Annotated in this window: 25 protein-coding genes; 6 read left to right on the top strand and 19 right to left on the bottom strand. The window is 59.7% G+C overall.

Annotated features, from left to right (window positions below):
* Positions 1–74 precede the first annotated feature (74 nt).
* On the bottom strand, positions 75–839 hold the full coding sequence (locus AC1D06_RS15455; RefSeq protein ID WP_477986883.1) for an SDR family oxidoreductase: 765 nt from the start codon (positions 837–839) through the stop codon (positions 75–77).
* Positions 840–983: 144 nt separating this feature from the next.
* On the opposite strand from AC1D06_RS15455, the gene AC1D06_RS15450 reads away from it, so the two are divergent.
* Entirely contained in the window at positions 984–1883 is a 900-nt protein-coding gene (locus AC1D06_RS15450) for a LysR family transcriptional regulator (RefSeq protein WP_477986882.1), read from the top strand.
* Between the two features lie 35 nt (positions 1884–1918).
* On the opposite strand, the gene AC1D06_RS15445 is transcribed toward AC1D06_RS15450, so the two are convergent.
* Positions 1919–2746 (bottom strand): AraC family ligand binding domain-containing protein, encoded by an 828-nt coding sequence (locus AC1D06_RS15445; RefSeq protein WP_477986880.1) that lies wholly within the window; start codon positions 2744–2746, stop codon positions 1919–1921.
* Positions 2747–2814: 68 nt separating this feature from the next.
* Here AC1D06_RS15445 and AC1D06_RS15440 point away from each other — a divergent pair, with 68 nt between their 5' ends.
* The 3 genes from AC1D06_RS15440 to rpsU all read left to right on the top strand — a co-directional run bounded on the left by AC1D06_RS15440 (position 2815) and on the right by rpsU (position 4897).
* Positions 2815–3795 carry a DMT family transporter gene (locus AC1D06_RS15440; RefSeq protein WP_477875512.1) on the top strand — a complete coding sequence of 327 codons (981 nt, stop codon included), beginning with the start codon at positions 2815–2817 and terminating at the stop codon, positions 3793–3795.
* A gap of 236 nt (positions 3796–4031) precedes the next feature.
* On the top strand, positions 4032–4241 hold the full coding sequence (locus AC1D06_RS15435; RefSeq protein ID WP_477875513.1) for a cold-shock protein: 210 nt from the start codon (positions 4032–4034) through the stop codon (positions 4239–4241).
* A 419-nt stretch (positions 4242–4660) separates the two neighbouring features.
* Complete coding sequence (gene rpsU / locus AC1D06_RS15430) at positions 4661–4897, top strand: 30S ribosomal protein S21 (RefSeq protein ID WP_477875514.1); 237 nt, start codon at positions 4661–4663, stop codon at positions 4895–4897.
* A 106-nt stretch (positions 4898–5003) separates the two neighbouring features.
* Here rpsU and ade read toward each other — a convergent pair whose 3' ends face one another.
* From ade to choX, 4 genes are all read right to left on the bottom strand, one after another.
* Positions 5004–6698 (bottom strand): adenine deaminase, encoded by a 1695-nt coding sequence (ade, locus tag AC1D06_RS15425; protein WP_477986879.1) that lies wholly within the window; start codon positions 6696–6698, stop codon positions 5004–5006.
* 126 nt (positions 6699–6824) lie between these two features.
* The gene (locus AC1D06_RS15420; protein WP_477875664.1) at positions 6825–7793 is read right to left on the bottom strand and encodes a CorA family divalent cation transporter; all 969 of its coding nucleotides are present in this window, start codon (positions 7791–7793) and stop codon (positions 6825–6827) included.
* A 304-nt stretch (positions 7794–8097) separates the two neighbouring features.
* The gene (locus AC1D06_RS15415) at positions 8098–9108 is read right to left on the bottom strand and encodes an alcohol dehydrogenase catalytic domain-containing protein (protein WP_477986878.1); all 1011 of its coding nucleotides are present in this window, start codon (positions 9106–9108) and stop codon (positions 8098–8100) included.
* Positions 9109–9124: 16 nt separating this feature from the next.
* Positions 9125–10063, bottom strand: coding sequence for a choline ABC transporter substrate-binding protein (gene choX / locus AC1D06_RS15410; RefSeq protein ID WP_477986877.1), 939 nt, complete (start codon positions 10061–10063; stop codon positions 9125–9127).
* 102 nt (positions 10064–10165) lie between these two features.
* Between choX and betI the strand changes: the two genes are divergently transcribed.
* On the top strand, positions 10166–10804 hold the full coding sequence (gene betI / locus AC1D06_RS15405) for a transcriptional regulator BetI (RefSeq protein WP_477875518.1): 639 nt from the start codon (positions 10166–10168) through the stop codon (positions 10802–10804).
* Between the two features lie 217 nt (positions 10805–11021).
* Here betI and aptA read toward each other — a convergent pair whose 3' ends face one another.
* The 13 genes from aptA to AC1D06_RS15340 all read right to left on the bottom strand — a co-directional run bounded on the left by aptA (position 11022) and on the right by AC1D06_RS15340 (position 22740).
* A complete protein-coding gene (gene aptA / locus AC1D06_RS15400) occupies positions 11022–12350 on the bottom strand; it encodes an omega-aminotransferase AptA (RefSeq protein ID WP_477986876.1) in 1329 nt (442 codons plus the stop codon).
* Between the two features lie 370 nt (positions 12351–12720).
* Complete coding sequence (locus AC1D06_RS15395; protein WP_477986874.1) at positions 12721–13842, bottom strand: DUF2333 family protein; 1122 nt, start codon at positions 13840–13842, stop codon at positions 12721–12723.
* A 3-nt stretch (positions 13843–13845) separates the two neighbouring features.
* Positions 13846–15135 (bottom strand): DUF6638 family protein, encoded by a 1290-nt coding sequence (locus tag AC1D06_RS15390; protein ID WP_477875521.1) that lies wholly within the window; start codon positions 15133–15135, stop codon positions 13846–13848.
* A 15-nt stretch (positions 15136–15150) separates the two neighbouring features.
* Positions 15151–15420, bottom strand: a complete 270-nt coding sequence (locus AC1D06_RS15385) for a type II toxin-antitoxin system RelE family toxin (protein WP_477875522.1) — start codon at positions 15418–15420, stop codon at positions 15151–15153.
* Positions 15404–15637 carry a type II toxin-antitoxin system RelB family antitoxin gene (gene relB, locus AC1D06_RS15380; RefSeq protein WP_477875523.1) on the bottom strand — a complete coding sequence of 78 codons (234 nt, stop codon included), beginning with the start codon at positions 15635–15637 and terminating at the stop codon, positions 15404–15406. Before relB ends, AC1D06_RS15385 begins: the two co-directional genes overlap by 17 nt.
* Entirely contained in the window at positions 15634–16026 is a 393-nt protein-coding gene (locus AC1D06_RS15375) for a helix-turn-helix domain-containing protein (protein WP_477986873.1), read from the bottom strand. The genes relB and AC1D06_RS15375 overlap by 4 nt, the downstream gene beginning before the upstream one ends.
* Before the next feature lie 5 nt (positions 16027–16031).
* The gene (locus tag AC1D06_RS15370) at positions 16032–16286 is read right to left on the bottom strand and encodes a type II toxin-antitoxin system RelE family toxin (RefSeq protein WP_477986872.1); all 255 of its coding nucleotides are present in this window, start codon (positions 16284–16286) and stop codon (positions 16032–16034) included.
* Positions 16287–16345: 59 nt separating this feature from the next.
* Positions 16346–18259 carry an AAA family ATPase gene (locus AC1D06_RS15365; protein WP_477986871.1) on the bottom strand — a complete coding sequence of 638 codons (1914 nt, stop codon included), beginning with the start codon at positions 18257–18259 and terminating at the stop codon, positions 16346–16348.
* A gap of 142 nt (positions 18260–18401) precedes the next feature.
* On the bottom strand, positions 18402–19547 hold the full coding sequence (locus AC1D06_RS15360; protein WP_477875527.1) for a hypothetical protein: 1146 nt from the start codon (positions 19545–19547) through the stop codon (positions 18402–18404).
* 15 nt (positions 19548–19562) lie between these two features.
* Positions 19563–20450, bottom strand: a complete 888-nt coding sequence (locus AC1D06_RS15355; protein ID WP_477875528.1) for a prohibitin family protein — start codon at positions 20448–20450, stop codon at positions 19563–19565.
* A gap of 72 nt (positions 20451–20522) precedes the next feature.
* Positions 20523–21611: a hypothetical protein gene (locus tag AC1D06_RS15350; RefSeq protein WP_477986870.1), complete on the bottom strand. Its 1089-nt coding sequence runs from the start codon at positions 21609–21611 to the stop codon at positions 20523–20525.
* 188 nt (positions 21612–21799) lie between these two features.
* Positions 21800–22195, bottom strand: a complete 396-nt coding sequence (locus AC1D06_RS15345; RefSeq protein ID WP_477986869.1) for a c-type cytochrome — start codon at positions 22193–22195, stop codon at positions 21800–21802.
* A 116-nt stretch (positions 22196–22311) separates the two neighbouring features.
* Complete coding sequence (locus AC1D06_RS15340) at positions 22312–22740, bottom strand: c-type cytochrome (RefSeq protein WP_477875531.1); 429 nt, start codon at positions 22738–22740, stop codon at positions 22312–22314.
* A 285-nt stretch (positions 22741–23025) separates the two neighbouring features.
* Between AC1D06_RS15340 and AC1D06_RS15335 the strand changes: the two genes are divergently transcribed.
* On the top strand, positions 23026–23976 hold the full coding sequence (locus tag AC1D06_RS15335; protein WP_477875532.1) for a choline ABC transporter substrate-binding protein: 951 nt from the start codon (positions 23026–23028) through the stop codon (positions 23974–23976).
* Positions 23977–23988 lie beyond the last annotated feature (12 nt).

Raw genomic sequence — 23988 nt, 5'->3', positions numbered from 1 at the left:
ACCAACGAACGCCCAATATGTCCGTAGACACCACATCGGCAGGGTACAGCCCTGCCGACGGAGTGACATCCGTTTTAGGTCCGAGTAACGGATGCGCCGCCATCCACCAGCGATGCCGTGCCGGTGACGAAGCTCGACTCATCGGAAGCGAGGTAGAGAACCGAGCGGGCAAGTTCTTCAGGTGTCGCCACCCGCTTCAGCGCATGCAGGCCGGTGATGAAGGCGCGCTTGTCGGCGGTGTCGTTCATCTCACGATACATGTCGGTGTCGACGGCACCCGGCAGGATGGAATTGACCCGGACATTCTGCGCACCATATTCGACCGCCAAAGCCTGTGTCAGGCCGATCAGGCCCGATTTGCTGGCGGCATACGCGGCAACGCCGGGGAAGGAGAAGCTGTAGCCGACGAAAGTCGAGGTGAAGATGATCGAGCCGCCGCCATTGGCGGCCATTGGCGCAACCTGGTGCTTGGCGGCAAGGAAGGACGCCGTCAGGTTGATCGCCAGTGCGTCGGAAAAGCCTTTTTCCGAAACGTCGGTCGTGGCGCCGGCTTCACCGAGCGTTCCGGCATTGTTGAAGGCGATGTCGAGCCTGCCGAAGCGGCTGAGCGCGGTGGCGACGAGTTCTTTGTGGTAGTCTTCGCTACGGACGTCGCCTGCCACGGCCACGGCGCTGCYGCCGGAAGCTTCGATGTCCTTGACCAGTTGATCGAGCTCGGATTGGCGACGCGCGCCGACCACTACCTTGGCGCCTTCCTCGGCGAAAAGCTTGGCGGTGGCGCGGCCGATGCCGGCGCTTGCACCGGTGATGATGGCAACTTTGTTGTTCAGGCGGTTCATTGTTCGTCTCCCGATATCCAGAGGAAGGATGGCGCCTGCCATCCCTTGTGATGAAGCTAAGATGGCATTCCACATTCGTTCGGATTAGTCTTCAAATAGAGGAACTGAAATCCGGGAAAACCGAACAATGACGAGGGCCGAGAGATGATAAAAACCGAAAGTATCACGGCTTTTGTTGCGATTGTCGAGGGAGGCTCCATCAGCGAGGCGGCACGGCGRCTGCGGCTCTCCAAATCCGTGGTCAGCGAACGGCTCGTGGAACTCGAAACGTCACTCGGCGGCGTGCTCCTGCACCGCACCACGCGCAAGTTGACGCTGACGGAAGATGGTGCGGCCTTTCTCGAGCGGGCGCGGCGCATCGCGCGCGAGCTCGAAGAAGCCGCCACGGATATGACCGAGCGGCGGGGAACGCTGGCCGGTTCACTTCGTATCGCGGCACCCGTCACCTTCGGCAGGATGCATCTCGGGCCGGCGCTCTATCCGTTCCTGCGGCAGCATCCGGAGCTCGAATTGACGCTCGACATGGACGACCGTCGCGTGGACGCAGTCTCGGACGGCTACGATGCCATCATCCGGCATGGGCCGATCGCCGATTCCCGGCTCGTGGCCTGGAAACTGGCGTCCAGCCATCGGCTGCTGCTTGCCTCTCCCGACTATCTGGAGCGCTTTGGCGTGCCGCGTACGCTCGAAGATCTGGAATGCCACCGCGGCCTTTTCTACACCAATCGCGGCGTTGCGGATTGGCGCTTCCAGACGGCCGAGGGTACGACCATCGTCCGGGCCAAGTTCGCGCTCGGGATAAACAACGGCGACATGCTGCGCGAGGCGGCGATAGCCGGGCTCGGGATTGCTTTGCTGCCCCCCTTCATCGCCGGCTTCGCTGTTCGGGAGGGGAGGCTGCGCGTGATCGATATCGATCCGAGACCCGAGCCGGAATTCGTCTATGTGGCGCATCCGCAGGGGCGAAATCCACCGGCCAAGCTGCGCGCCATCGCCGATCACCTGAAGAAAGTGTTCGGCGATCCTCCCTATTGGGACCTGTAGCTATCCGTTTTGCCGAACGATTCTTTAGCCGGACTTCATCGCGCCGATGCCCGATATTCCTCCGGCGTCATCCCCGTCATGCGCTTGAACATGGCGATAAACGCTGAGGCGCTGCCATAGCCCATTGCGGTCGAGATGCGTTCGATTGTGTCGCTGCCCTCCAGAAGGGGCATGGCTTTTATCACCCGCAGCCTTTGTTTCCATTCGGCGAAAGGTATGCCGAGATCGCGCATGCAGCGGCGAATCAACGTCCGCTCCGTGGTGCCGCCGAGCCGCGCGAACTCGGCAAGCGCGCGATTGTCCTGCGGGCTCTCCTCGAGATGCGACAGGATGGGCTGTAGATGAGGATCCTCCGACCAAGGGAGGTAAGTGCCGGTTCGGCGGGCGGTGGCGAGGAGGTCTATCACCACTTGCAGGAAGCGCTGATGCTGCGACGGCATCTCCCGGGAATTGCCGTTTATCCTGAGATGTTCGAGCATCGAGCGCAACAAAGGGCTGATTTCCAGGGCGGTGGTCGTCTCGGGCATCGGACCGCACAATTCCGGAGAGACGTAAAGCGAGCAATGGCAGGCGGCATGGCGGTTGAAGCCCTGGTGCTCGACATCGGGCGGCAGCCACACGCCGTATTGCGGCGGTGCAAGATAGTGCCTGTCGGCGAGGCTGATTTCGATGACGCCGCTGTAGGAATAAACGAATTCGCCCCAGGGATGGCTGTGGCGGGGATAGGTGGCGTTATCCGGCATGTCCGCCGAGCGGAAATAAAGCGGCGACGGCAACGCGTCGCGAAATGGCGCCTCGCGGAAATGCAGCGCCTTGTTGGCTTGCGGCCAGGTTCCTGTCAGGAATTCGATACCGACTGTCATGAAGTCAGCATATCCCGCGATCCTGACAAATGATAGAGGAGCAGTCTTCGTAAAGAGGGATGCCAGCCGTGGAAAACCGCAAATCCATCGATGCCAGCGCCGTCGGTCTGATGCTCGTCGTTTGCCTGATCTGGGCGCTGCAGCCGATTGGTCTGAAATTTACCGGCGGCTATGCGGCGCCGGTGCTGCAGATTGGATTGCGATCGGGATTTGCGGGTTTGTTCGTCTTCATCCTGATCGTCGTGAAGCGTCAGAAACTGCAATGGTTCGGCAGAAACGCGGCGCTGGGCGTCATGGCGGGATTGCTGTTTGCGGTGGAATTCTTCTTTGTCGGTGAGGCGCTCAAGCACACATCGGCCTCGCATGTCGTGGTCTTCCTCTACACGGCGCCGATCTTCGCCGGGATCGGCCTGCATATCAGGCTCGCGAGCGAGCGGCTGTCCGCGGTTCAATGGGCTGGCATCATCATCGCCGCCATGGGCATTGCCTATGCTTTCCTGCAGCCGTCGGCCGGCTCGAGGCAGGATCTCGGCTCGATCTTTCTCGGGGATTTGATGGCGCTTCTCGGCGGCGCATTCTGGGGCGCCACGACTGTTCTCATCCGCACGACGAGCCTGAGCACGATTCCGGCGGCCCATGTGCTGTTCTACCAATTGGCGACGGCCTTCGTCATCTTGACGACCGCAGCTGTCATGACCGGCAACGGCCATATCGAGCTGAATGCGATCCTCGTGGCGCAACTGGCGTTTCAGTCGATCGTCGTCTCGTTCTTGAGCTTCCTTACCTGGTTCTGGCTGCTGACCAAGTACAAGGCGTCACAACTCGGTGTGTTCTCGTTTACGACGCCGCTGTTCGGCGTGGTCGCGGGCATCGTCCTGCTCCATGAGCCGCTGACGGCCGCGTTTGTCACGGGTGCTGCCGGCGTGTTGGTGGGGATCGTGATTGTCAGCGCTTATCCCTGGATCAGGCAACGACGCCAAGGGAGATTGGGAAATGACGGCATCGCCCGGACAAGTGTGGAAAGTGGCATGAGGCAGGCGGCTCGCTGAGCCCATGAACCGCCTGTCGGCAGCCGTCGGAAGTGGGATTTGACATTGCCGCTAACGGCTGACGACAAAGTTTCTTCCGGTGATTGTTTTCGTAGCGTTTTTGGCATATATGGCTCGCATCGAACTTTGTTGGCGACTTTATCCCAGCCTTTTTGGGGATTTTCGGATTTCCATCCATCGTCGATTCTAACTTGGTCGATAAGACCGGCCACACCTACGATTGAAAGGAAATCGTTATGACCACGGGCACAGTAAAATGGTTCAACAGCACCAAGGGTTTCGGCTTCATCCAGCCCGATAACGGCGGCCAGGACGTTTTCGTCCACATCTCCGCTGTTGAGCGCGCCGGCATGCAGGGCCTCAATGAAGGCCAGAAGATCAGCTACGAGATCGTGCAGGACCGTCGTACGGGCAAGAGCTCGGCCGATCATCTTCGCGCCGTCTGAGATATCTTCATTGCCACGCGCCAGCACGGATGTACTGGTGCGTCACGGGCGATGATTATGGAAGGTCGGGAAATTCCCGGCCTTTTGTTTTTCCGAGAAAGGAGCCGGAAATGTCGAGGCATGCCTATAAGGTTGACGACATCGTGCTCCTGCGGACGGGGCCCATTCGAAATGCCGCGCCGAGCGGCGCCGGCCGCGTTCTCGCGATCCTTCCTGCAGATGCAGAGGGGATATCGCAATATCGTGTGAAATTCGATGCCGAGAATTGTGAGCGGCATATCTCTGCTGTCGAAATAGACGATGATATGTCGATGACGACAGGGAGAGAACGGCCAGGCTCGAACAGCTCGGCGGGCTCATGGATCAATCACAAATCCATCAAGACAAGCCGATAGCGGCACTGACCGAAGGAGATATCATTGCAGGTACTTGTTAGAGACAACAACGTCGAGCAGGCGCTTCGCGTGCTGAAGAAGAAGATGCAGCGCGAAGGCGTGTTTCGCGAAATGAAGGCGCGCAGCGCTTATGAAAAGCCGTCGGAAAAGCGTGCCCGCGAAAAGGCCGACGCTATCCGCCGCGCACGCAAACTCGCGCGCAAAAAGGCGCAACGCGAAGGCCTGCTGCCGATGCCGAAAAAGGTCATGCACGCCAGATAAGCGCCGGCCCGCCTCTACCGGGCGCCGGCAATCATTGTCGCGAGGCGCCCGACCCCATACCAAGTGTCGATAATATGAACCCATTGCATATCATCGACACTTGGTATCACTCGATCAGTTCGAATCGGTCCACGTCGACCAGACCCCTATCCGATATTTTCAGATGCGGAATCACCGGCAGCGGCATGAAGGCGAGCTGCAGGAAAGGCTCCTGCAATGTCGAGCCTAAAGCAAAGGCTGCCTGACGCAGGTGATGGAGGGTGTCGCGAACTTTTTCGTAAGGTTCGAGACTCATCAAGCCGGCGACGGGGAGGGCAATCTCGCCGGTGACGCGGCCATCCTCGACGACGACGAAACCACCTTTGATTTCAGACAACCGGTTGGCGGCGATGGCCATGTCTTCGTCGCTGGCGCCGACGACGCAGATATTGTGGCTGTCATGGCCGACGGTGGAGGCGATGGCGCCCTTCTTCAGGCCAAAGCCCTGAACGAAGCCCGTGGCCATGTTGCCGTTCTTGCCGTGGCGTTCGATGACTGAGATTTTCAGGATATCGTTGACGAAATCGACCGTGGCCTGGTTGCCCTGCATCGGCAGTCGGTAGCGGCGATGCTCGGTGATGATCTTTCCCGGCAGGACGCCGAGCACCGGGCTTTCCGTATCGCGCGCCGCAACGGCAAAATCCGCCGACGTGACATGCTTCGCCTTCACGCTGTCAAGACCGACCGGTTCCACCGGCTTGCGGGCCGCGAACAGGTCCGGTGTAACGCGTCGGCCGGCCGTGAAGACCATTTCCGCCCTGCAGTTTTCCAGGCTGTCGATGACGACGAGATCGGCGCGCCAGCCGGGCGCCACCAGGCCGCGGTCACGCAGGCCGAAGGCTTTTGCCGCGGAGATCGAGGCGGCGCGGTAGATGGCGAGCGGCTCGACGCCGTGGGCGATGGCCGTGCGGATCATATAGTCGAGATGACCCTGTTCGGCAATGTCGAGCGGGTTGCGATCATCCGTGCAGAGCGCGAGATAGGGTGACAGCCGTTCGGTGATGATGGGCATCAGCGCATGCAGGTCCTTGGAGACCGAGCCTTCGCGAACGAGGATATGCACGCCCTTGCGGATCTTTTCCAGCGCTTCCGCGGCACTGGTGGATTCGTGCTCGGTGCGGATGCCGGTCGAGAGATAGCCGTTCAGTCTATAGCCCGACAGCAGCGGCGCGTGGCCGTCGATATGGCCCTCCTGGAAGGCTTCGAGCTTGGCGAGCGGCACCGGGTCCTTGGCGATCACGCCGGGAAAATTCATCATTTCCGCCAGTCCGATCACCTTGGGATGCTTGCGGAAGGGCAGGAGGCGCTCGATCGGCAGGTCGGCGCCGGACGTTTCGAGATGCGTCGCCGGCACGCAGGAGGAGAGTTGTACGCGGATGTCCATGATCGTTTCGAGGGCCGAATCAAGGAAGAATTGCAGTCCTTCCGTGCCCAGCACATTGGCGATCTCATGCGGATCGCAGATCACCGTCGTCACGCCATAAGGCAGCACGCAGCGGTCGAATTCGTGCGGCGTGACGAGCGAGGATTCGATATGCAGATGCGTGTCGATAAAGCCAGGTACGACGATCCTGCCTGAAATATCGATCGTCTGCCTGCCTTCATATCCGCCGCAGGTGCCGACGATACGATCCTCGCAGATGGCGATGTCGGAGGCGACCAGTTCGCCCGTGACAAGATCGAGGAAGCGCCCACCTCTGAGCACGATGTCGGCTGGCTCGCGGCCTGTGCCCTGGTCGATCAGTCGTTCGAGTTTCGTCATGGGCCGCTCCGATTCCTGATCGAGGCATTTTAGCGGCGCGGCGAGAGGATGCAAATGGCCTTCGCGCGGCGGCCTGCTTTGGTTGATCCAGACCGCAAACGCCGCCGTCGGCCAACAGGCCCTGGATCACAGCCAATCAATGCGCCGCAGCACGAAAAGCGTGAGCGCGGACAGCACGGCCATAGAGCCCACGATCGCCATGAAGGCCCAGCCGTCGCCGACGCCAGGTATGCCGCCGACATTCATGCCGAACAGCCCCGCTATGACACTCGGCGGCAGCAGTAGTGCAGCGAGGGCAGAGAGGCGATTGGAATTGCGGGCGATCCGCTCGCTGATGACGGTGGAAAGGTCGTCATGCAGAATGCTGGTTCGATCGCGGATGGCATCCAGATATTCGATGAAGCGTGACAGTTTGTCGATCACCTCTCTGAAGCGCATCTTGTCGCGCTCCTTCAGCCAATGCGCATCGTCATGCTCGATCCGGCCTAGCGCATCGCGTTGCGGCGCGAGATAGCGGCGCAATTGCACTGCACGGCGACGCAGCAGTTTCAGCCGCCCTCGTACCTCGCCGGCATTGCCGTGGAAGATCATTTCGTCGAGCTCGTCGACTTCCTCGTCCATGGCGTCGAGCACCGGCTCGATGTCGCGGCAGAGTTTGTCGCTGACCATGGCGAGCAATTCGCCCGTCTGGCGAGGCCCCTTGCCGGCTTCGAGCGCCAGCCGGATATCGCGCAGCCCGGTGAGGTAATGACCGCTGTCGCGCAGCGTGATCAGCCGGTTCTCGTCGATCCATGCATGCAGCGGCACGAGATCTATGTCGTCAGTCGGCACCTGCACTTCGTCGGGCGGCACGGCGCAAACGCCGCGCAGGATGATCAAAAGGCCGTTTTCGACCTCTTCCACATGCGGCCGGGAGTCTTCGGCAAGCAGCGCCTCAGCGACCAGCGGATCGAGCCCACTCTCGTTGGTAATCCAGTCGGCCGCGGCGGGGTGGTTGCGTTCGAAATGGAACCAGGCGACGCCGTCCGAAGGCTGCCATTGGCAAATGCTCTTCAGATCCAGCGCCTTGCTGCCGCCTTTCCCGTCAAGCAGCATGGCAAAACGTAAACCCGGCTCGGCACCGTAGCGCAGCGGCAGTCTCGGTAGGTCCAATCCACTCTCCTCCCTCGGGGCATGTGTTGCAAGCAGTATGCCAAGTCCTGCTATAATAACAGTAAACAGGAAAGTCGCGAAGGGTCCCACCTGCGATCCAGTGGGTGATCAGGGAGATGACAGATTGACGCAGGCCGTTAAAGATCCGACCTGATTTTCAATGCGATATGCCTCTCAACGCTTGCTTGATGTCGGCAGGGCAGATCAGAAAGGTGGACAGACAGCAAGGTCGCGGCAAAGAATTGGTTCAAAAACGAATGACGAAGCGGCCGCCGGCTTTGCCCTGCTCAAGGTTTTCGAGCGCTCTCGATGCATGCTCAATACTGATTTCCTCTATCGGATTGCGGAGCGGCTTTTCCGCATGGATCGCTACGACTTCGCCCATCTCCCGCCGTGTTCCGACGCTGGTGCCGGTGATGGTGACGCCGGTGCCGGTCAGCCATTCCTGGTTCAGCGGCACCGGTTCCGAGACGAGGGCAGCGGCGACGATGCGACCGCGAGGGCGAACGGCGGCGGTCATCGGTTGCCAGGTAGCGGGACTGGGGGCGAAATTGATGACGGCGTGGAATTTGTCTGTGCGTTGCCGAAGCCGGTCCGGCAGGTCGGCGTCGACCAGTTCGGTCCAGTTTGCGCCATAGCCGGCGGCATGCTCGAGCTTGGCAGGATCGCGATCGATGGCGAGGACGTCGGCACCCAGCCGTCTTGCAAGCTGGACGGCATAGAGGCCAAGGCCGCCGCAGCCGAAAATGGCAACTCGTTCCCCGGCAGTGACGCCGGCGCGGCGGAGCGCGCCATAGGCGGTGACGCCGGCACACATGACTGGCGCAGTGGCAACCGGATCGACACCTGTCGGCAGCGGCACAGCGAAACGCGCGTCTGCGACGACATAGTCGGCAAAACCACCGGGGACATTGAGGCCGTGGGCGCGCTGGTGTTGGCAAAAGGATTCCTGCCCATCCAGGCATTCGTCGCAATGCAGGCAGGTGTCGTGCAGCCAAGGCACGCCGGCATGATCGCCGATGGCCCAGCCTTCAACGCCATCGCCAATCGCGGCCACGATGCCGACGCCCTCGTGGCCGAGAATGAAAGGCGAGGGCGCCTCGGGCGGGCGGACGTCGCCCTTCCAGATATGGACGTCGGAATGGCAGATGCCGCAGGCTTCGAGCCGCACCAGCAACTGGCCGGGACCGGCGACCGGTCGGGGAACGGTCCTGATTTCCAGCGGTTCGCCGTAGCGGGTCAGGACCGCGGCACGCATGAATTCATCCATCAGGTCAGTTACCCAGTGCTGCCTTGACCGCGTCGAGCCCCGGCTTGCCGTCCCATGTCTTGACGTCCTTCAGCCAGGCTTCGAGCTTTTCCGGATGGGCTTTCATCATCTTCTTGGCCGCGGCTGGCGCTTCCATGCCGCCGGTCATGATCATGTTCATGCCGGTATTCTCGTAGGTGATATCGAAGACGAGGTTGCTGAGGAATTTTGTCACGTTTGGGCAATCCGCCGGGTAACCCTGCCGGACGATGGTGCGCACCGTGGCACCGCCGAAATTCGGGCCGAACTCAACGTCGCCGCCGGAGAGATAGGTCATATCCAGGTTGACGTTCATCGGATGCGGCTGCCAGCCAAGAAAGACGATCCAATCCTTGTTGGGGAGCGAACGGCGGACCTGCGTCAGCATCGCTGCTTCGCTCGATTCGATGACTTTCCAGTTCTTGTCGAGGCCGTGCGTGTGCTTCTCGACCATGTCGAGCACTGGCTGGTTGGAACCGGCTTCGATGCCATAGATCTTGTGGTCAAGCTTGTCGGCGAATTTTTGCAGGTCGTCGAAGGAGTTCAGGCCGGCATCGGATTCATATTTCGGCACGGCAAGCGTGTACTTGGCGCCCGTGAGGTTCGTCGTCACCGGGATCACCCAGCCCTTATCGAAAAATTCCTTGTAGTCGAGGTCCTGCACCGGCCGCCAATTGCCGAGGAAGACATCCATCTGGCCGTTCTTCAGCGATTGGTAGGTGACGTTGAGGGCGAGCATGGTCTGCTTGGCATCATAGCCCAGCGCTTTCAGAATGGTCTCAGCCGTGGTGTTGGTCAGTGCAATGTCCGTCCAGCCGAGATCGGACATGCGCACGGTCCTGCATTCCGGTTTTTCGGCCGCGAGCGCAGCAGGCAGCAGAATGGCATTCAATGCAATCGAAACGGCAATGGCTTTGGTATTCATGACTGTTCCCCTGTTGTTTTCGGCGAGCATAGAACGATGAAATTTTTTTCCAAGATAAAAAATTGTTAGAGCGTACAAAAAATTGTTCTGATAAGAAAAGCCATGCCATCAGGATCGAAGAAACAGAAGACCCGCATCGAGGACATCCGCCGTGTCGAACTCATCGACGCGGCGCATCGCATTTTCCTGCAGGAAGGGCTGAAGGGCCTGACCACGACGAAGATTTGCGCCGAAGCTGGCATGTCGCAGGGCATCCTTACTTATTATTTCAGGGATAAGGAGGAGGTGCTGTTCGAGATGGTGCGGATGAACCACCGGGTGCTGGCCGATGAGGTCGTCGTTCATCTCCGCGCTGCCCGCACCCGCTGGGATCGGCTGATCGCGCTGATCGATGGAAACTTTCCCGCCAATCGCTTTGACCGGCCGGCGGCGAGCGCCTGGATTTCGCTCTATTCGGAGGCGGCACATAATGAGAGCTATGCGCGGCTGCAGCGGCCCTATTACAAACGCCTGCGGTCCAATGTCGCCTCGGTGCTGAAGCCGCTGATGGCGCGCGACGCGATCGACCATTTCGTGCGCGGCTTTGCTGCGATGATCGACGGCCTGTGGATGAGGCGGGGTCATTCGGAAGAGGACATGTGGCTATCCGAGGCGAAGCTTTTGCTTGTCGAATATGTCGAGCAGAGCCTTGGGGCGGACATGGTGCGGATGTTGAAAGCCGAGATTTACCGCAACATTTGATCTCCCAGAGAGTGCGGCAAGCGCCAGACTGGCGCCTGCCCAATGCTTGGATATGCTGGTGCTTATCCGACGCGCTCGATCTTGCCGGCATTCACCACTTCGACCAGGGCATAGGCATTCATGGGCAAGGCCTCCGGCGGGATATTGCAAGCCCTCCTGGCCATGAATCAAAAAAGCGGCCGGAGACGGCCGCTTTCGCTGATATTCTCGATCTCTGTCAGATATTCGACATCAGCACCTTGCGGAGCTTGTCGAACAGTTCGTCGATATGGCTCTTTTCGATGATCAGCGGCGGCGACAGTGCGATGATGTCGCCGGTGGTGCGGATCAGGAGGCCGCTTTCATAGGCCTTGAGGAAGGCGGTAAAGGCGCGCTTGGTCGGTTCGCCGGCAATCGGCGCGAGTTCAATGGCGCCGATCAGGCCGAGATTGCGGATGTCGATGACATTCGGGCAATCCTTCAGTGAATGCAGCGCATCTTCCCAATAGGACGCAAGTTCGGCGCCGCGGGTCAGCAGGCCTTCTTCCTTGTAGGTGTCGAGCGTGCCCAGCGCTGCAGCCGAAGCGATCGGGTTGCCGGAATAGGTATAGCCGTGGAAGAACTCGATCATGTGCTCCGGGCCTTGCATGAACGCGTCATGGATCTCGGCGGTGACGAACACGGCGCCCATCGGGATGACGCCGTTGGTCAGGCCCTTGGCGGTGGTGATGATATCCGGCTTGACGTCGAAATATTGCGCGGCGAATGGCGTGCCGAGGCGGCCGAAGCCGGTGATGACTTCGTCGAAAATCAAGAGGATACCATGCTTGGTGCAGATCTCGCGCAGCTTCTGCAGGTAACCCTTCGGCGGCAGGATGACGCCGGTGGAACCAGCGACCGGCTCGACGATGACGGCGGCGATGGTCGAGGCGTCATGCAGGGTGACGATGCGCTCGAGTTCGCTGGCGATATCGCCGCCATGTTCCGGCAGGCCTTTGGTGAAGGCGTTCTTGTCGGGGAAATGGGTGTGCGGCATGTGGTCGACGCCGGTCAGCAGCGTGCCGAACATTTTTCTGTTGGCGACGATGCCGCCGACGGAGATGCCCCCGAAATTGACACCATGATAGCCACGCTCGCGGCCGATCAGGCGGAAGCGCGAACCGTTGCCTTTGATGCGATGATAGGCGAGCGCGATCTTGAGCGCCGTTTCGACCGATTCAGAGCCGGAATTGGTGTAGAGCACATGCTCCATGCCTTCGGGCGCGATGTCGATCAGGCGGTTGGCGAGTTCGAATGCCTTGGGATGGCCAAGCTGGAAGGCCGGCGCGTAATCGAGCTCGCCTGCCTGCTGGCGGATCGCCTCGGTGATCTTGGGGCGGCAATGGCCGGCATTCACGCACCAGAGACCGGCGGTGCCGTCGAGCACGGTGCGGCCATCATGTGTCTTGTAATACATGTCCTGGGCGCTGACAAAAAGCCGCGGCTCCTTCTTGAATTGCCGGTTGGCAGTGAAGGGCATCCAGAACGCACGCATGTCATTGGGCGTGGTATTGAGGCGGTTCGACATAGTTTTCTCCGGAATTGGTCGAAAAACGCGGGGAATAGGCCGATAAATCCTCCCCCTTCGTGCTTTTTTCGAGCGTTCGGCGGCCAAACCAGCATATTCGTATTGGTCGGTCAAACTACCAAGCACGCGGCCTTTTTCAAGGCGTAGCACGGAATTTCATAAGAGATCACCGGAATTGATCAGGGCCCGGGCAAGCCCGAAGCAAGCTTGACGTGACACAGCTCGCGCGGGAAGAACGTGCCGCGGCAGGGAATCAGGGCATGGTGGCGCGCGCTTCCCCAAATGTGGCGGCAAGCCAGAATAGACTCCGTTTCCCAATGACCGGGGAAACGGAGTTCTTGGCGTCTGGTCCGCTCTTTTCGGGTGCCGTTTAGCGATCCAGCACGTCGCGGATATCCACCAGGCTCGAACGGGCGTTGAGCAGGTAGAAGCCTTCGGTCGCCAGATGCGACGGCATGATCAATCCATCCTCGGCGCCGTTGGAGATGATCAGCGGCCGGATATCGAGCGCCTTGCGGAAGCGGCTGAGCATCACGCCCCAGATCTGGCCAAGGTTCTTTTCCTGGATGGTCGAGGCAAAGTCGATGCGAGCGGCGGAGAGAAGGCCGTAATAGCCGTACATCTGGCCGTAAGCGAACCAGAAGCGGTCATCGGCGCGCGTGTCGAACCAGCCGGCGCTATGTTTTTCGGAACGCTCCTGGAGGATGCTCGACGTGCTGCCGAGATCGCTCGAGACGCGATCGAGGAACTGCAGCAGGTTGTCGGCGCGACCGTCGAAGGTTGCCTGGCAATTCGCCAGTTCGACATTGAAGTCATGCAGTTCCTTGATCGCCTGGTTGAAGATGGCCGGTGCCGGCGTGCGGAAGCCGAATGGGGAGCGACCGATATACCAGGCCTCTTCGTTGTATTGCATGTTCTGGCGGGCATCCTGAAGGTTCTTGTTGACGCTCGAGGTGGCGCGGACACGCGCCAGCGTGTCGACCAGTTCGATGGTCGTGCGGCGGATGGTCTGGTTCATGCCGCGCTGGAAGCTGGCTTTGTTGTCGAGGAATGGCGTGTCGTCCCAGTCAAGGCCGAAAAAGCCCATCTTGTAGAGCAGTGCCGAACTGATCCAGGTGTTCTGGTTGACCTCATTGTTGATAAGATCGGCGGTGACGTCGACGATTGCCGAGCGCTCACACTTCTTCGGCGCGGAGGTATCCTCGCCGGCCAGCGGCTGTCCGGCGGACAGCTTGCGCTCCCCGAGCTTGTAAGTGGCGACATAGTCGGGATCGAAGCCGTTCCAGGACTGCGTGATCCAGACAAAGTGACCGTAGGCGACGACGAGGATCAGCAGGATCAGACCGATCACGGCCTTGATGATCAGGCCGCGCGACGCATACCAGCGGCTGGCGCTCATGAACGGAAACAGGATCCAGGCGATCAGAATGCCGATGCCACGGCCGATGGCGCTGAATATGCCCTGGATGAAGTTGATGATCGGGTCCAGCATGCGTCAATCCCTGGTTATGCCATAGAGGCGGCGGCGGAATGCCAGTTTGTCTTTGAGATATGTGCCTTCCAGCGTCTTCACAACATAGTCCCTGAACTTTTCCGAGTAGCGTTCATAGGCGTCGTAAAAGCCTTGCTTATCGAAAATATAGCGGGAGACGAAATCGAAGGGCTGCATCTGCGACAGAAGCCGGTTGACCAGCCACTGGTCCGGATGGTCGGGTTCGGCGCGGGTGAGCAGGAAGCGGTAGCGGGCGGCAATATCTTTCATCCGGACCTGGCCGGTGGTCGTGACCACGCGGTACATCTCGCTCAGCACCGGATAGCTGCCTTCCTCGGAGACCAGCCGGGCATTCATATGCGCCCAGGTCTGCAGCCAGACCATGTCGGCCTTGGCGGGATCGAAATTGGGGTCATGGGCAGCGGCGAGGCCGATCAGGATCATCTTCAGCCGATGTTCGTAGAGGCCCGAATCCTGGATCCAGGAGGCCTGCGGCAACTGGATGCGCTTGGTGCGGGCGAGGAAGCCGTAGATCGTCTCGTAGTCACTGCTGTCGATATAAGAAACCTGCCAGGGCCGCGCCTTGCGGAAGCCCGGCACGGTCGACGAACAGATGACGGTCGAGTTACGGTCATCGTGGAAGACGAAGACGCCGCCAAAATGATTGGCCCAGAAGGCGTCGTGGCGAAAGACCAGCTTGTCGGGCACCAGGGTGTTCTGGCGGATGTCACCGGTCAGCTTCGCCAGGTCGACCATGCGGGTCAGCATGTCGTCGTCGCGCCAGGCATTCGGCTGGGAGAGGAGCTTGTCGGACAAGGCGCGCAGTTCCGAGGCCTTGCCGAGGATATCTTCGGCCGAATGGACGCGGAAATTCACCTCGTTGATCGAGAGCAGGTCCTCGATATGGTCGACGGTCGCCACCGAATCCTCGATCTCGCCATAGAGAGCGTCCTTGATGGTGACGGCGCTGATGGCGCGGGCATTGGCGACGAAGAATTCATGCATCAGGCCGGCGGTGTTGGAGAAGCTCGTATGCACCACCGGCAGGTTTTCCTGGTCCGGAGTCAGGATGATGAAGCGGCGATTGACGCGATGCGGATCGAGATAATCCTCGTCGTTCAGTTCCTCGGCGACCTCGGGCGAGAAGCCGGTCATGTCGATGTTGAATTCGGTGAGCTTGGTTTCGGGCATGCCGAAACCCTTGAGCGCCTTGTTGTAACGGGCGATCAAATGCGGCTCGTTGACGGTGAGCAGCCGGCCGTAGATCAGTTCTGCTTCGAGGAGGCGTTTCATGCGGGGGCCAAACGACTATCTGTAGATTTCACGACGATGTCCGATTTCGATGACGAGAACGACGAGGCGTTGGTCCTGGATGTGGCAGATGATCCGATAGTCGCCGACTCGATAGCGCCAGAGGTTTGTATACTGCTTACCGACGAGCGCCTTGCCAATACGACGAGGACTTTCGACGCCGCTCACCCGTTCTCGTAGAAAATCGCTAATACGTCGGGCATCGGACTTGTTCAGCTTTCCTAGCTGCTTCTCGGCGCTGGCGTCGATCTCAATCTTCCAGACCAAGCCTGCGCTCCACCTCTTCCAAGGTATAGGTTCTGCTCTCCCCGGCTTCGATTTTTCTTAACACTTCTTCGGCGCGCATGACATCCTCAATGTCCTCGATATGTTCAAGGATGGCTTCTGAAATGAAGTCATTTGGCGATTGTCCTGCTGCATCCGCAAGCGATTTCATGCGTTCGAATAGCGCTTCGGGCAAATGGATAGCAGTTTGGATTGTCATGGCTGGTCCATCCTTTCCACCAGATCGTCTAGCGTCACTTCAAGCTCCTGCGCAATTTTTTTCAAGGTTACGATGCCGCCATCCTTCTTGCCGGTTTCGATCTCCGAGAGGAAAGCTGCGCTGATGCCCGTTCGCTCCGCAAGTTCCTTGCCGGTAAAGCCGCGTAATTCGCGGTAGACTCGGATCGGGCTTTCTCCATCCATCAAACGATTGGCGAATTCCTCCGGGATAGCCTCTTCGTCTCCGGCCGCGAGCTTCTTCCGATATTCCGCAATAGCTGCGAGATCCTCCGCCAGTTCAGCCTTCTCCAGCAACGCGTCATAGTCATGACGGCTGAGAACAACCATTTCCTCACCATTCGGAGTCTTGAAAGACACGGCCGTGTTCATGGCTCTCATTCCTTGTAGACATCGCCCCGCGGGCCGCCTTTGATCACCTCGATGACGATATCGTTCTCATCGAAGATAACGCGCCAGTCGCTGACCCGTAGCCGAAAAGAATCCTTACCCTGCAGCTTTTTCACGTTGTTTGCCTCCGATGCAGGATCGGAGGCATGTTGGCGAATTTTCGATCTGATTCTTTCGGATTCATTCTTTGGGATGCGTTTGAGCGTTCCGATCGCCTGTTCGCTGTAAGCTATTTTCTTCATGCGAGCATAGCTTTTTGGACCCGAGCTATCAAGAGAATTCGCTGCCGGCTAATTTTCTATCAACCCCACCGCCCATCGCGCTTCATCGCCTCGATTTCCTTCACCGCCTTCTCCCTCTGCCGTTCACGGCGGATGATGTCGTTGATTGCGGCGTCATCAGACTTGTCGGTGTATCGGAATTCGCTGTCGGCGTAGCGGTTGATCTCCTGCAGGATCATGTCGAGGGTGATCGGGCCGCGCAGGTCCTCGATCATGGTCTTCTTCTCGTCGTAGGATTTATGCATGAACGCTTCCGGCTTGACGAACCAGTCGTCCGGCAGTTCGACATCCATGGCGCGCATCTTGATCGCGTCGGTGATGTTCTTGATGGCGCGGCCGGTGAAGCGGGGTTCGGCCTCGCGGATCATGTGCAGATAGGTGCCGACATCAGCGATCGTTTTCAGGCCGCCTTTTTCCTTGGTGAATTTGTCGTAGACGGCGGCGAGGCCTTCTTCCTGGGGTTTGGCATGCGCCTCGTAGCTGGTGGCGACGGCGCGCTTGATTTCCTGGTTGGCGTAGAGCCTGTGGTCGCCGAGCGGGATCGAGTGGTTCTTGCCGGCAAGCAGGGCAAAGATGTCGATATAGTCCTCGCGCGTCTGCGGGCCATCGACCAGCCAGCGGGCGCCGGCGCGTTGGCGCAACGCGTCGTCGACATTTTCCGGATAGTTGGAGAACATGCCGAAACTGGCATTGCCGCGCACCACGGTCGAGGCGCCGGCGAAGCTTTCCATCAGCACAGCGGTGACTTCCTGCTGGCCAGCAGAAGCGCGGTCGTCGGAGCGCTTTGCCGCCACCTGATCGATGTCGTCGATGGTGCCGAAGCCGATCGCCTTCGGATTGATGACGTTGTTGATGAAATCCTTGCAGTTCTGACCGGATTTGCCCTGGTAGGAGGAGATCTGGTCGACGCCGAAATTCTCGTAGTGGAAAGTGTAGCCGGCGACCTGGCAATAGTCGTTGATCAGGCCGGCAATCATCTGGATCAGCGTCGTCTTGCCGGTGCCGGGCATGCCGTCGCCGATGAAGGTGAACAGAAAGCCGCCAAGCTCGACGAAGGGGTTCATCTGTCGGGAAAAATCATAGGCCATGATCATCTTGGCAAGCTTCATGCCCTGATATTTGGCGATGTGATTGCCGACCACTTCCTCCGGCTTTTTGAAGGTCATGGTCAGCGGCTTGCGCTTCTGGCCGGGGGCGACGTCGAAGCCGTTGAGATCGAAATCGTCCTGCTCGATGCGGATATGAACATTTTCGAAGGCGGCGAGGCCGGCAAAGCGCGGCTTGCGCGAGATCAGGCCTTCGATGGCGACGCGGGCGAAAGCGCGGGCGCGGCTGGTGAGGCCGAGATCGTCCGGCGCACCCTGGATGGCGCGTTCAAGGCCTGCGACCGTGGATTTTGCCGCATCCTGCGGCGTGTCGAAGAGATAGTCGGGTTCCGGCACATCCTCGGCTGGCTCGCCTTCGCCGGAGAGGGTGACTGAGAGGTAAGCAGCGACGGAAAAGGCGGCGATATAGGCCGCGGCGGCGAGCAGGCTTTTGAAGGTCTCGGCGTCCTGTCCCTGCAGGGGGGCCGCGGCGTTGCGCGCCTGCAGCCCTTCAAGACTGGTCTGGCGGGCGAAAACATCGGCGACGGCAAGACCGACCATGATGCCGCGGCGGGTGCGATAGAGCAAAGCGTGCTGGGCCGGCGACAGCATCTGGTCGCCGGGACGGATCGCCTGGATCATCTGAGCCAAGCCCACCTCGCGGGTCTTGCGCACCCCCGTCGTCGACACGGTCGGCACAAAGCGGCGGCCGGTGCCGGCGATCGTGGTGCCGGTGCCGCTGGCGTCGCTTTCCAGCATCACCAGCTTGGTCACCATGCTCTGTGCGGTCACCATATGCTTGGCGATGTCCTCCTCGGGGATTGCCGTCAGGCCGGTGTTCAGTGCCATGGGGTAGAGCCTTTCGAGTTAACGGTATCGGTGCCTTTGCCGGCGTTGCGTAAGGGCAAGATCTCGGCGGCAGTTGCAAACGCGGTCGGGTGTGGTCAATCTCCGAAGTATGAGACCGCGAGGCCGGTTGGGTGTCCCTGCCTCATACCTCGCTCGTCACCTGATTTCCCGAAATCACATGCACCTTGTACCCGGCAAAGATCGACTCCGCTTCACCGGAGGCATAGAGCGCGGTATAGGCCTCATGCGGCACCAGCGCATGCTTCTCAAAGCCACTGACGCCCATGCGCGCTGCTTCGAGGTCGTTGGTGTCGATGTGGAATTCCTCTTCCGCAGGGGTCGACGAGAAGAAGCCCTTCACTTCCGGCTTTTCGCGCTTGGAAAACACTTCCTGCGCCGTCCAGGTCAGAAGCCAGGCATTTTCCGGCTTCTTGACGCGCGACAGGATGCCGTTGATCACGGCATTGTTCTCGGTGATCCCGGCTGAATAGAACGGGCCGACGACGATGCGGCGGAGTTGTTTTGGGTGCAGCGTTGGAAAATCCTTGTCCAGATTGGTGGCAATGGTCACCGGCGACAGCGAATAGGCATTGTTGCGGATGACGAAATCGTCGAAGCGGGCGGCCAGTTCCGGATTGAGCAGGCCGCCGACGGGCAGGGGGATATCGACCTCGGGATTCAAATGACCGTCGCGAGTCACCAGCATGCGCATCATGTTCTCGGACGAATCCTCGATGCGGGCGATATAGATCATCGGCAGCGTCTGCGAGCCGTCGAAGGAGGCCCAGTTGACCACGCAGGCCGGCCGCATCGTCTCGCGGTTGACGGCGACGGACGACGTTTCCGGCAGCACGACCGGCGAGAAGACCTCGCCTTTCAGCACCTCTTCGAGATAGAGGCGCTCGGCCATGCGCGTCTGCAGCACTTCGGGAAAGGCCTTGCTGCGCAGGATGAAGTCGACCATTTCGGCGCGCAGGCGGCCGGCATCGGGGATGGCGGCGAGGCGCTCCGGCGCGGCCTTGCGGTCATTTTCCAGTTCCAGGACATTCTGGTAGACAGGGAAGCCGGATTCGGCGCGCGAGATACGGAAGCGGTCCATGAAACCGATCTTGTTTTCCCAGCAGCGCAGCGAGGCCTTCAGCCGGTCGATATATTTCATGATCACGGTGGCCGTGAGGTCGCGCATCTGCTGGCCGCGCGTCACGTCGTCGAGATAGAGTTCCATGCCGTCGAAGGCCGAGCGGACGGTCTGGAAATACTGGCCGACGGCGGGTTCCAATGCATTCATAGGCTGTTCACACCATTACTTGACGCCGATGAACGGCAGGGCGGAGCCCGGCACCATCGAATTCGGCAATTGGCCATTCCATTTTTCCGATGCCGTGAGGCTGATCAGCAGCGGATTGTCCTTCAGAGCGGCGCCTTTGGCGCGGATCGCGTCCGCCTCGGCATTGCCCGCCAGCCGCACCGCGTCGGCATTGGCCTGCGCCTCGGCGCGGACGGCGTCAGCACGGGCGTTTGCCTGGGTGACGGTGATCTGTGCCTGGACCTTTTCACGCTCGGCGTTCTGGCGGATTTTCTGCACCTCGACCTCGGCCAGCATGCGGTTTTCAATCGACTGCTCGTAGGCGTCGGAGAAATCTATATTCTCGATCTGCACGCTATCGATGATGACAGGACCCTGGACCGATTTGCGGATCGCCGCTTCAGTGTCAGCGTTCAGCCGGGCACGTTCCTGGATGGCGGTGACGGCATTGAACTGGCCGAAGACATTCTTGACTTGCTCGTAGACGCGCCTGTCGATCAGGCGATTGACGATGCCTTCTTCGCCGCCATATTCGGCATAGATTTTTGCGACCTGGTCGGCCGGCAGGTGATAGCTCACCGAAAGCGTGATGTCGGCTGGCTGCTGGTCTCGCGAATAGGTGTTGACCTTGCTGTAGACCTGCGCGCGGTTCTGCACCGAAATCTTCACGACTTTGTCGAAGACGGGCAGCTTGAAACCCAGGCCTGGTTCAGCCGTGCCGACCACGGCACCGTTCCGCAGGATCACGCCGCGTTCGCCCTGATCGACGGTATAGAAGCTGCCGCCGACGAAGATCGGTCCGAAGATGACGATCAGGACGATGACGACGATCGCTTTCAGAATGATGTTTCGTCTGGACGACGACGCTGCGGCATTGTCCGCCATGATTCCCTCCGGCAAAGCGGTTTGCCGCGAACGGATCATCCGCTCGCGGCGTTTGTCGAACCGGCCTTGCGTTTATTCCTTCACGTAGTTCGCTGAATTGTGCTTATCCATCACCGTCTGGAAGCGGCGGGCGAAGGCGTCGTCGGCGAGCTTCTTGCGGCGCTGGATGTCGGCGGACGCCAGCATGTTCTTCTCATGCAGTTCCAGGAGGTCGCCGATATGGCGCTGCGAGGCGGCGCCGATGCCGGCCATGGTTTCTTCCGCGGCGGTATCGACCTGGCTGCCAAGCGTGTTGATCTTGTGGGCGACATCCTGCTGGGCGGCGGTCTTCAAGGAATCTTCCAGCGCCTTGTAGAGAACGATGCGCTGCTCGGTGTCGATGGTCAGCTTGTTGATCAGCGTGTTCTGGGCGGCGATCTGGTTGTTGAGCGAATCGACGAAGGTCTGGAACATCGAGGTATAGCGCTCGAGCGTCTGGCTTTCGGCGAGCAGTTCCTGCTCCTTGGCCTGCATCTGGTTATATTCGGTGGCGAGCTTGGAACGTTCACCCTCCAACTCGGTGCGGCCCATCTGGTCGGTGGCGGCGGCGATCTTGTTTTCGATGTCCAGTAGCATCGGGTTCAATTCTTCGATGCGCTTCTGCACGGCTTCGAGGTTGGTCACCGTGTTCTTGCGGCGCTCGATCACCTGGACGAGGTTGTTTTCCGACTGCTTGTAGCGCGTGTCGAGGATGTTCTTCTGGTCCTTGAGCATGCCGACGATCGTGTCGGACTTGGCGAGCAGTTCCTGCAGGTTGCCTGCCAGCGACATGTTGCGGACACGCTCGGTGCGCATGCGCTGGGCGCTCTGCTTGGAGAACAGGCCGACGAATTTTTCCATGCCGGTCTGGCTCTTCATGCTCTCGAATTCGGAACCGAAGACATTGGTGGCATCTTCAAGGCCGATGATCAGGTCGGCGATATTGCCTTCCATGACCTTCTGCTGGTGGATCACGTCCTGGATGCGCGCATTCTCGATATCGAAATTGACGTCGCCGAGCTTGGTGTCGGCCTTGGCGAATTTGTCGAGCACTCCGGTGGAGGCATCGAGTTTGCCGCGCATGTCGTTGACGACAGTGCGGGTCTTCTCGATTTCGGCATCGAAGGACTGGAGCGTGGCCATTTTGATTCCCCTGGATATCCGCGTGGCGGTGCGGCGTTGAGACAAGTCTGGTCGGCGGGAGAATAGCGTGTTTTCAGCAATATGGAACCCGCGCGACCCGCTGGCGAGGACTAAGATTTGGTGACGGTCGGAGAACGCGCAAGGGGAAGGGATTATTCATTTTGATCTCCTTCCGCGGCTTTGAACGGCTATTGCCGCGCATTGGTGGCGCGCAGAAAGGCGATGATGTCGGCAATATCCTTGTCGTCCGTCAAGCCGGCAAATGTCATGTTGGTGCCGGGAACCAGTCTGCGCGGGCTCCTGACATAGGCCGCGAAGGTCCCGTCGTCCCATTTGACGCCGTTTGCGGCGAATGCGCGCATCGCGTCGGAATAATGTTGGAAACTCAGAAGCGTTGCGGCCGGCTGATCCATCACGCCGTAGAGTGACGGGCCGACACGGTTGAGGTTTTTCTCGATGGAATGACAGGCCGCACAGCGCCTATCGAACATCGCTTCGCCATGATTGGGATCGCCGCCCGCATGTGCCTGTGYGGCAGCCGTGAGCAGGCCGGCCGCGAGAAGAAGTCTCCGTGGCGTCATCATGTCTTGTCCCTCGAACATTCCGGTGCGTCGTGGCCATCGCTCAGACCTGGGACGGACCAACAGGCCAAGTTCTTCGATCGTCCCTGCTTTTTGGATGAAGACTCCTCCAGGCCTCATTACCAGCCAGATTTCACCGCCTTCGGATTCTTCAGATAGGCGATCAGATTGACGATATCCTGCGATTTCCTGAGGCCGGTGAAAGCCATCCTGACGCCCGGAATATAGTCGCGAGGCGCCGTGAGATAGGCGGTCAGCGTTGCTTCGTCCCATTTGTGACCGGCGGCGCCGAAGGCGGTCATCGCGTCGGAATAGGTGTAGTTGGGTGCCGAGGCGGCCGGCCGGCCGACGACGTGGAACAGCGACGGGCCGATCCGGTTTGCGCCTTCGTCGACGGAGTGGCAGGAGCGGCAGTTGTGGAAAACCGCCTCGCCCTTGACGGGATCGCCGTCGGCAAACGCCTGGCTGGCCGTGCCGGTCAGGATCAGAGCAGAGAAAAGACAGAGGGCTTTCACGATATTTCCTTCGTCATTTTTGGTTTTGCACATGTCTCTGTTCCCCGAAACCGATGGCCACGTTCGGGCGACATGCTCGGCGGCCGTTGACGATAATCAATCACATCCGCGTTATCGCCAACAGGGGCATTGCGTCGCAGAGCCACTGCAAAAACACAATCCACAGGCGGTTTTCGGTAAAGATCGTTACAGGAATTTTGTCGCAGGGAGGGATTGCGGCATGGTGGCGTCGCTAATCAACACGTCAACGCCGCCAATTCGCTTGAATTTGTTTCACGTTGGTGGTTGGCTAGGACAACCAAAAGAGGGAGAACCTAAATGACATCTTTCGTCACCAAACTCACAGTCACGCTCGGCATGTCGCTGGCGGCCTTTGTGGGTGTTGCTCAGGCGGCCGAGCCGGAGAGCTGCGGCACCATTCATTTTGCCCAGGTGAGCTGGACCGATATCCAGGCCACGACCGGCACGGCAACGACGATCCTCAAGGCGCTCGGTTATAAGACCGACATCAAGGACCTCGATGTGCCGATCGTCTACCAGGGGCTGGCCAACAAGCAGCTCGACATCTTCCTCGGCAACTGGATGCCGTCGATGGCGCCGATCATCAAGCCGTTTGCCGATGCCAAGACCGTGCTGACCGTGCGCGCCAACCTTGAAGGCGCCAAGTACACGCTTGCGACCAATGAGGCCGGCGCCAAGCTCGGCATCAAGAGCTTTGCCGACATCGCCAAGCACAAGGATGAACTCGAAGGCAAGGTGTACGGCATCGAGCCGGGCAATGACGGCAACAAGCTGATCCTCGACATGATCAACGGCAACAAGTTCGATCTGAAGAGCTTCAAGCTGGTCGAATCGTCCGAACAAGGCATGCTGTCGCAGGTCGCCAAATACGACAATGCCGGCAAGCCGATCATCTTCCTCGGCTGGGCGCCGCATCCGATGAACACCAAGTTCAAGATGACTTATCTGGCGGGTGGCGACGACGTTTTCGGCCCCGACTTCGGTGGTGCGACCGTGTTCACCAACACCCGCGCAGGCTATTCCGAGCAGTGCCCGAATGTCGGCAAGTTCCTGCAGAACCTGTCGTTCACGCTGGACATGGAAAACCAGATCATGGGCAAGATCATGGATGACGGCATGCAGGGCGACAAGGCTGCCAAGTCCTGGCTGAAGAAGAACCCCGATGTCATCAAGCCCTGGCTCGCCGGCGTGACGACCAAGGATGGCGGCGACGCCGAAGGTGCCGTGAAGTCGGCTCTCGGCCTGTGATCATCCGGCCTT

The sequence above is a fragment of the Rhizobium sp. P2_G2 genome (assembly GCF_056403555.1).
The sequence above is the reverse complement of the archived record's forward strand: the minus strand, read 5'-3'. Positions and strand labels throughout refer to the sequence as shown.